Annotated in this window: 5 protein-coding genes and 1 pseudogene; 4 read left to right on the forward strand and 2 right to left on the reverse strand. The window is 73.3% G+C overall.

The window, feature by feature from the left end:
* The 4 genes and pseudogenes from BIV25_RS45090 to BIV25_RS45105 all read left to right on the forward strand — a co-directional run.
* Positions 1-280, forward strand: a pseudogene (locus BIV25_RS45090) (dehypoxanthine futalosine cyclase); the annotation flags it as partial.
* A gap of 104 nt (positions 281-384) precedes the next feature.
* Positions 385-1,374 (forward strand): ATP-binding cassette domain-containing protein, encoded by a 990-nt coding sequence (locus BIV25_RS45095; RefSeq protein WP_071378413.1) that lies wholly within the window; start codon positions 385-387, stop codon positions 1,372-1,374.
* Entirely contained in the window at positions 1,374-2,225 is an 852-nt protein-coding gene (locus BIV25_RS45100) for an ABC transporter permease (RefSeq protein ID WP_071378414.1), read from the forward strand. The genes BIV25_RS45095 and BIV25_RS45100 overlap by 1 nt, the downstream gene beginning before the upstream one ends.
* A 10-nt stretch (positions 2,226-2,235) precedes the next feature.
* A complete protein-coding gene (locus BIV25_RS45105) occupies positions 2,236-4,779 on the forward strand; it encodes an AMP-binding protein (RefSeq protein WP_071378415.1) in 2,544 nt (847 codons plus the stop codon).
* A gap of 197 nt (positions 4,780-4,976) precedes the next feature.
* Here BIV25_RS45105 and BIV25_RS45110 read toward each other — a convergent pair whose 3' ends face one another.
* Both BIV25_RS45110 and BIV25_RS45115 read right to left on the reverse strand, forming a co-directional pair.
* The gene (locus BIV25_RS45110; RefSeq protein ID WP_071378416.1) at positions 4,977-6,011 is read right to left on the reverse strand and encodes a ketoacyl-ACP synthase III family protein; all 1,035 of its coding nucleotides are present in this window, start codon (positions 6,009-6,011) and stop codon (positions 4,977-4,979) included.
* 39 nt (positions 6,012-6,050) lie between these two features.
* Positions 6,051-8,671 (reverse strand): type I polyketide synthase (locus BIV25_RS45115; RefSeq protein ID WP_143076833.1); only part of this gene is annotated, 2,621 nt, incomplete at its 5' end.

An 8,671-nucleotide genomic window follows, 5' to 3' on the forward strand; every position in this document is an offset into this window, starting at 1 on the left:
GCTCCACTACGGCGCCGACGACCTCGGCTCGGTGATGCTGGAGGAGAACGTCGTTTCGTCCGCGGGTGCCAAGCACCGCTCCAACCTGCTCGAACTGATCGGCCTGATCCGTGGCGCGGGACGCGTCCCGGCGCAGCGCAACACGACGTACGAGCTGCTGCAGGTGCACGACGACCCGGCGAACGACCCGGTCGACGACCGCGTCGTCTCGCACATCTCGTCCACGGCCATCGAGGGCGGCACGGCCCACCCCGAGCTGAAGCTGATCGCCGCCCGCTGAGCGGCGGCCATGTGTCCGGGACCGGGAACACCCGGGTCCCGGACACCCGTGCTTCCCGCACACCCCGCACGCCCCCATCCCTGCGCACGAGGACGGAGAACCCCATGGCGGGTGCCATTCACGCCACGGGTCTGGTCAAGACCTTCGGTGAGGTCCGGGCCGTGGACGGAGTAGACCTGGACGTGCCGGAAGGCGGCGTGCTGGGGCTGCTCGGCCCCAACGGAGCCGGCAAGACCACGACGGTGCGGCTGCTCACGACCCTGTTGCGCCCGGACGCGGGCACCGCCGTCGTGGCCGGCCACGACGTGGTCCGGGAGCCGGACCAGGTTCGGCTGTCCATCGGCCTCTCGGGCCAGTTCGCGGCGGTCGACGACCGGCTGACGGGCCGGGAGAACCTCCGCATGATCGGTGAACTGTACGGCCTTCGGGCGCGGGCCGCCCGGCAACGGGCCGACGAACTGCTGGACCGGTTCGACCTGACCGCGGCCGGCGACCGGGTGTCGGGCACGTACTCGGGCGGCATGCTGCGGCGGCTGGACCTGGCCGGCGCCCTCGTCGTACGGCCCTCCGTAATGTTCCTCGACGAGCCGTCGGTCGGCCTGGACCCCACCAGCCGTCTGATGCTGTGGGACGCCATCGAGGACCTCGTGGCGCAGGGCACCACGCTGCTGCTGACCACCCAGTACCTGGAGGAGGCCGACCGTCTGGCCCGGGACATCGCGGTCGTCGACCACGGGCGGATCGTCGCGCGCGGCACACCGCGCGAGCTGAAGTCGCAGGCGGGCGGCCAGCGGGTCGAGGTGGTGGTCGCCTGGCCCGAGCAACTCGACACCGCCGCCGCGCTGTTGGCCCGGTTCGGCACCCGTGGCCCGGACGTGGACCGGCCGCGCGGCATCGTCTCGGTGCCCGTCGACGGCGGAGTGCGGCTGCTCACGGAGGTCATCGCCGCGCTGGACGCCGACGGGATCGAGATCACCGACATCGGACTGCGCCGCCCGACGCTGGACGAGGTCTTCCTGGCCCTGACCGAGGACGTCCCGCGGAACCCGGTGGGCGCGGCGGCCGCCACCGGCGCGGCGGGCGAGAAGGAGTGATGAACGTGTCGGCAACGGCACCGCCCGTACCCGAACTGAAACCCGGCACGGTCAGCAAGTCCGTGCGGGACACGCTGGTCGTCACGCGGCGCAACGTGATCCGGACGCTCCGCATCCCGGAGGTACTCGTCCTCAGCCTGGTGCAGCCCCTGGTCTTCGTGCTGCTCTTCGCGTACATCTTCGCGGGGTCCTTCGCCCTGCCCGGTGCGCACGGCCCGGCGGCCTACCGGGAGTTCATGATGCCGGGGTTCTTCGCCCAGACCATCGCCTTCGGCACGGCCAGCAACAGCAGCGTCAGCATGGCCAACGACCTGCAGAGCGGCATGGTCGACCGGTTCCGGTCGCTGCCGATGGCGCGGGGCGCGCTGCTCACCGGCCGCACGGTCGCGGACCTGGTGCAGAACGCGATCGTGGTGACCGTGATGATCCTGTGCGCGCTGCTGGTCGGCTGGCGCGTCCATCACGGGGTGCTGCAGGCTGCCGCCGGGTTCGGGCTGCTGCTGCTCATGGGGTACGCGCTGTCGTGGGTGGGCGTCGTCATCGGCCTGACGGTGCGCGCTCCGGAGGCGGCGGCCAGCAGCAACTTCCTGTGGTTGTTCCCGCTGACGTTCCTGTCGAACGCGTTCGTGGCGCCCTCCACGCTCCCGACGGTGCTGCGCTGGGCCGCGGAGTGGAACCCGCTGAGCGCGACGGTGCAGGCGGCACGGCAGCTGTTCGGCAACCCGGGCCTCGCGGCCACGGGCGCCTGGCCCGCCCAGCATCCCGTGCTGGTGTCGGCGGGTTGGTCGATACTGATCGCGGTGCTGTTCCGGACGCTGGCGGTGCGCCGCTACCGTTCGGCCGGCGCATGAGGGGGAACGCGTGAGCGCGGACGCCATGTTCCGGGCGGAGTTGATCCGGCCGGTGCACGAACTGCTCGCCGGGCACGCCGCCCGGCAGCCCGACCGTATCGCCTTCAAGGACGCCCGCCGCTCACTGACCTGGGCCGAACTGGACCGGCGTACCGCCCGGGTCGCCGGTCATCTGGTGGGGCTGGGACTCGCGCGGGGCGCGTCCGCGGCGATCTATCTGCCGAACCGGGTGGAGGCGGTGGAGAGCCGTCTCGCCGTCGCCCGCGCGAGCGCCGTCGGCGTCCCGCTCGATCCGCACCGCACCGACGCCGAGCTCGGCCACCTCCTGGACGACTGCACCGCCCGCCTGGTGATCACAGGGGCCGGGCAACTGCCCCAGGTTCGGCGGGTGTTGGCCCAGCGTCCCGGCATCGCCGTGGTCCTCGTGGGCGAGCCCGCCGAACTCGATGCCGTACTCGCCGGCCGCGACGCGGCGGACGACTCCCTGCCCCGCTACGAGACGCTGGCGGCGACCTGGTCGCTGCGCGATCCGCCGCGCGACGACCTGGGGCTCGACGAGCCGGCATGGCTGCTCTACACGACGGGCACCACCGGGAAGCCGAAGGGCGTGGTCTCCACCCAGCGGGCCGCGCTGTGGGCGACGGCGTCGTGCAACGCCCCGCTGCTCGGGCTGTCGGAACGGGACCGCGTGCTGGCGCCGATGCCGCTGTTCCACACCCTTGCCCACAACATCTGCGTGCTGGGCGTCCTGGCCGTGGGGTCCAGCACGTACATCACCGACGAGCTGGCCGCGGACGAGGTGCTGCGCACGGCCCGGGAGGAGGACTCCACCTTCCTCGTCGGCTCGCCGGCCCTCTACCACCACATGGTGGAGCGGACCCGCACCGGCCGCTTCGCCCCGCTCGGCCTGCGGGTGTGCATGGTGGCCGGATCTCCCTGCCCGCCCTCCCTGCACGAGGCGTTCCGGTCCAGGTTCGGGGTCGCCCTCCTGGACAGCTACGGCAGCTCCGAGACGTGCGGCGCGATCACCACCAACCTTCCGGACGGCCCGTACGTGCCGGGCTCCTGCGGGCGTGCGCTGCCCGGCGTGACCCTGCGGCTCACCGACCCGCGCACCGGCGCCGAGGCCGGCGCGGGCGAGGAGGGCGAGGTCTGGGTGTCCAGTCCCGCGCTCATGCTCGGCTACCACGGTCGGCCCGAGGCCACCGAGGCCGTGCTCTGGGACGGCTGGTACCGCACCGGCGATCTGGCCCGGCGGGACGCGCGCGGATACCTCACCGTCACCGGCCGGTTGAAGGAAGTCATCGTCCGGGGCGGCGAGAACGTCCATCCGGCCGAGGTGGAAAGGGTGCTCCTCCAGGTGCCCGGCGTCGGCGACGCGGCGGTGGGCGCGAAGCCGCACCCGACGCTCGGCGAGGTGCCCGTGGCGTACCTGGTGCCCGGTCCGGACGGGCTCGACGTCGAGGCGGTGCTGGCCACCTGCCGGGACGAACTGCCGCCGCTGAAGCGCCCGGAGGAGGTCCACGCGATCGACGAGGTGCCGCGCGACCCGGCCGGGAAGATCGCCCGGCAGCGGCTGTCCGGACTGACCGGGCGGCTGCTGTGGCAGCGGTCCCACGGACCGTCGGGACGCGCGCGCTACGGAAGCGCGGCCGAGCTCGGGCTGGCGGACGCGGAACATCCGCTGCTGGCGGCGGTGATCGAGCGTCCGGACACGGACGAGGTGACGTTCACCGGGCGTTTCGTGAGCGGCGTGGACGGACCGGGGCTCTCCCGCTCGGACGACGGGCGGACGGTGGTGCCGGGTGTCGTGCTGCTGGACCTGGCACTGCACGCCGCCGGGCATCTGGGCTGCGGCCGGCTGCAGGAGTTCGCAGCGGTACGACCGCTGGTCCTGCCCGCGGCCGGCGGCGTGCAGGTGCAGGTCACCGTCGGCGCGGCCGACGCCCTGGGCCTGCGGGCGGTGACGGTCCACACGCGCCGGGACTCCGGTGCGAGCGGTGCGAGCGGCCCGCCGTGGGTCCGGCAGGCGTCCGGCACGGCGGCAACCGCCGGTGCGCCGCCGCGGTGGCAGCCGGACGTGTGGCCGCCGGCCGGTGCCTGGTGGGTACCGGCCGACGAGGTCTTCGGCGACCACGGGGCCTTCGGCGCCACCGGCGCGCCGTCGGCCTTGCACGGCGTCTGGCGGCGCGACGACGAACTGTTCGTCGAGGTCCGGGTGCCCGAAGGGACACCGGAGCAGGGCAACCGCTTCGGTGTACACCCTGCGCTGCTGGAGGCCGTGGCACGTGCCGAGCTGTGGGCCGGACTGGGCGGGGCATGGGATCCCACCGGATCGACCGCGCACCGGCGCGGAGCACCGGGCCTCTGGCGCGGGGTGACCCTGCACGCCGCCCGGGCCTCCGTGCTGCGCGCCCGGCTCACGGCCGCGGCGGACGGCACCCTCGGCGTCACGGCTGTCGACGCCGCCGGTACCCCGGTGCTGACCGTGGACTCGGTGCGCTTCGGCGCGCAGTTCCCGGCCGTGCTCCAGACGGCCTCCGCGACGCCGTAGGACAGACCAGTCGGACGAGATCGACGTCGGACGACCGCCCACCGCTGGGTACGAGCGGTGGGCGGTCGCATGCGTGCACGCACCGGGACGCCGGCCGACGTGGGCCGGCCAACACGCAGGCGGCCCCGACCGGTTGGGGGAAACCCGGTCGGGGCCGCCTGCGCACGGCGTCGGGGCGGTGCCCCGGTCGCCGGGGTTCAGACCGCCCAGGCGGGCAGCTCGTTGATCGTGACCACGCTGGCGGTGCAGATCCAGCCGGGCCCCTGGGAGACCAGCAGGACCTGGTCGCCAGGGCCGACCTCGCGGGTACGGACCAGGTGCTCCAGCGTGATGAAGACGTCCGCGCCGCCCACGTGTCCGACGCTCTTGCCGAAGTCCCAGCTGGACCGGGACATGGGCAGCCCCAGCGGCATCATCAGGGAGTACTCGATCATCCGGCCGTCCATGTTGATCGGCACGACCTTGGCGACGTCCGCCGCGTTCAGGTCGGCGTCGACCAGGGCCCGGTGGATGACACCCAGGTCGAAGACGGTCAGCTTCTCCAGCGTGTCCGACAGGGACAGTTCCGTCTCGGTGAACTGCTCGGCCCGCTGCGCCATGTCGGCCATCGAGTCCGGCTGTCCGCGCAGGAGCTGCGGGCCGTCGCCGCGGTGCCACTTCTCCAGCTCCGGGAGCACCCCGGCGTGCAACGACCGCACCGTGGCGAATCCCTCGTCCGCGCTGAGCAGGACGGAGGCGGCGCCGTCGCCGAGGAAGTAGGACTGCCCGTAGCCCGTCCACCGGTCGATCTCCGGCGAGGAGAAGTTCTCGCCGGAGGTGAGCAGCACGGTTTCGGCCTCGGCGGCGCCGGTCATCTGGCCGATCGCCACCTCCAGGGCGCCCAGCATGCCGTTGCAGCCCTGCTGGAGGTAGATCGCGGAGATGTCGTCCAGGCCCAGCTCGCGCAGGATGTAGCCCGGCGGGTAGGAGCCGACGGGCCCCTGGTAGTACACCGCGCTGTGCAGGTGCGACGCGATCTCGTCGGGCTCGATCTTGGAGCGGTCCAGGGCGGTGCGGGCGGCCGAGACGGCCAGGTCCACGGCCGGCACCTCACCGGACACATGCGTGCCGGTGAGCCCGTTCGACGCGACCACCTCGGCGTCCACACGGCCGTCGGCCACGGCCTGTTCCGCGCTCGCCCACTCGTGCAGAACGACCCCCAGGGAGTCGATGTGGACGTTCTCAATCCTCATGCGGGATCTCTCCTTGTCCGTCCGGCGTCGGGGCCGGTCTCAGGTGAGCAACTGCTGCTTGATGTGCTGGGCCAGCTCGGCCGGTGACGCGAAGTCGAACGCGACGCTGGGCGCGAGGCTCAGGTTGGTGGCCGTGTTCAGGGCGTTGCGGAGGTTGATCGAGGTCAGTGAGTCGAAGCCGAGGTCCTTCAGCGCCGCGGTGGCCGTGACGGACTGCACGGAGGAGTGTCCGAGTACGGTGGCGATCCGGTCGCGTACGAGCCCGGTCAGGGCCGTGTCACGTTCCTCGTCGGTCGCCATCGCGGCCAGGACGTGCCGCAGTTCCGTCTTCTCCATCGCGGTGTCCTGCGCCGTCCGGCGGGCGGGGGCGGGCAGCAGGGACCGCAGCAGTGCCGGTGCCCGGCCCGCCCTCGCTCCTTCGTAGAGCGCCGGGAAGTCCAGCTGGGCGGCGACGGTGAGGCCGAGTCCGGCTCCCTGCGCCGCGTCGAACAGCTGCATCCCCTGTGCCAGGGGAAGTGCCACGGATCCCGGCAGTGCCTCGGCCTTGCCCTCGGCGAGCCCGCTGCGTCCCTCCCACAGACCCCAGGCGATCGAGGTCGCCGGGATCCCGCGGGCGCGCAGGTCGTACGCGAAGGCGTCCAGGAAGGTGTTCGCCGCGGCGTAGTTGGCCTGACCGGCGCCGCCGAGGACGCCGGCGAAAGAGGAGAACAGCACGAACGCGGAGAGCTGTGCGTCCCTGGTCGCGTCGCGCAGCGCGAGCACCGCGTCCGTCTTCGGCCGCAGCACCGCGCTCAGCCGCTCGGGCGTCAGCGAGGACACGACCCCGTTGTCCAGAGCTCCCGCGGTGTGCACCACCGCGCGCAGCGGCCGGTCGGCGGGGATCCCCGCCAGCAGTCCGGTGAGCGCCTTGCGGTCCGTGACGTCACAGGCGGCGATGGTGACCCGGGCACCGAGCGCGGAGAGTTCGGCCTCAAGGTCGACGGCTCCCGGCGCCGCCCATCCCTGACGACTCGTCAACAACAGTTCTCGTACGCCGTGTTCCACCACGAGGTGACGGGCGAGCGCCGATCCCAGCATGCCCGTGCCGCCGGTGACCAGGACCGTGCCGTCGACGCCGTCCAGCGGCGTCGTGTCACCGCCGGGTCCGACGGCCAGGCGCGCCAGCCGCGGCACCCGGGCGGCCCGCTTGCGCAACGCCCACTGCGGCTCGTCGGAGCCCGCCGCCCGCAGCAGCGCACGCCAGGCGGGTTTGCTCGCGTCGGTGTCCACCAGCAGGAAGCGGTCCGGGAACTCGGTCTGCGCCGAGCGCACCAGCCCCCATACCGCGGCCGCCGTCAGGTCGAGCCGTCCGTCCGCCCCCGTGCCGTCCCAGGCCGGGACCGCGCCCCGGGTGAGGAACACCATCCGGGACCGCTCGAACGCGGGTGTCGTCACCCAGGACCGTGCCCAGTCCAGCGCCCGGCGCGCGGTGTCGTGGACGCTGCCGGCGAGTTCCTCGCCCGTCCCCTCCCCGCCCACTGCGGCGCAGGTCACCAGGACCACATCGGGTGCGCCGGAGGTGTCGGCGACCGCGGCGGCCAGGCTCTCCAGATCCGGGTACGCCTCGGTGTACTGGCCCACGGACATCAGCGCGGACCGAGCCCGCAGCGTGTCCTCGCCGACGATCGCCCACGTGGCGGGGATCGGGCCGACGCTCGAAGCGAGGTCCGTCTCCCGCCACTCCACGCTGAACAGACCGTCCTGCTGTGCAGCCCCCGCCGCGCTCACCTCGCCACGCGAGACGGGTCGCGGCGTCACGGACGTCACGGTCAGCGCCGGGGCCCCGGTGGCATCGGCGGCCCGCACCGAGAACGCGCCGTCGGCCAGCGGGCTGATGCGTACGCGCAGTATCGAGGCTCCGGAGGCGTGCAGCGAGACTCCGCTCCATTGCGCCACCCGCCGCGGCCGTCCGGAGTCCGCCGGCTGCTCCCCGGTCGGCAGCAGGTCCAGTACCGCCGCCGCCAGCACGGGATGGAGCCCGAACCCGGCGGCTTCTCCGCGCAGCCGCTCGGTCAGGGCAACCTCGGCGAAGAGGTCGTCGCCCCGCCGCCACACGGAGCGCGTGGTGCGCTCCTCCTCGGAGCCGTCGTCCGTCGCCCGCCGCTCCTGGGGCACGCTCTCGGCGCCGACCGGCGGCCAGGCCTCCAGGTCCCAGTCCGGCGTCGGAACCTCCTCGGTGAGCGATCCCTCGGCGTGGCAGGTCCACGGCCGGCCCACGCCGCCGTCGCCCCGCCGCGAGTGCACGGCCACCGAACGGGCGCCGCCCTCCCCGGGCTCACCGACGGTGACGCGGAGCTGGACGGCCTCGGATTTCGCCAGCACCAGGGGCTCCCGCACCGACAGCGCCTCCAGCCGTCCGCGGCCCACCTGATCGCCGGCCATGGCGGCCAACTCGACCAGTACCGGGTCCGGGACGACCCGGGAACCGCCGATGCGGTGCCCTGCCAGCCATTCGTACGCTCCCGCCGACAGGCGTCCGGTGAACAACACCGCGGCGGAATCCGGAAGTTCGACAGCAGCGCCGAGCAGGGGATGCTCCGTGCTCACGGCTCCGATACCGGCCACACCGCGGGAGGCTCCGGGGGAAGCCGTCAGCCAGTGGTGGTCGCCCTGGAAGGGAT

This window comes from Streptomyces sp. MUSC 14, from assembly GCF_001866675.1.
GTDB lineage: Bacteria > Actinomycetota > Actinomycetes > Streptomycetales > Streptomycetaceae > Streptomyces.

Coding starts and splice junctions, on each gene's coding strand:
- BIV25_RS45095 (WP_071378413.1), top strand. CDS start 385: ATGGCGGGTGCCATTCACGCCACGGGTCTGGTCAAGACCTTCGGTGAG.
- BIV25_RS45100 (WP_071378414.1), top strand. CDS start 1,374: ATGAACGTGTCGGCAACGGCACCGCCCGTACCCGAACTGAAACCCGGC.
- BIV25_RS45110 (WP_071378416.1), bottom strand. CDS start 6,011: ATGAGGATTGAGAACGTCCACATCGACTCCCTGGGGGTCGTTCTGCAC.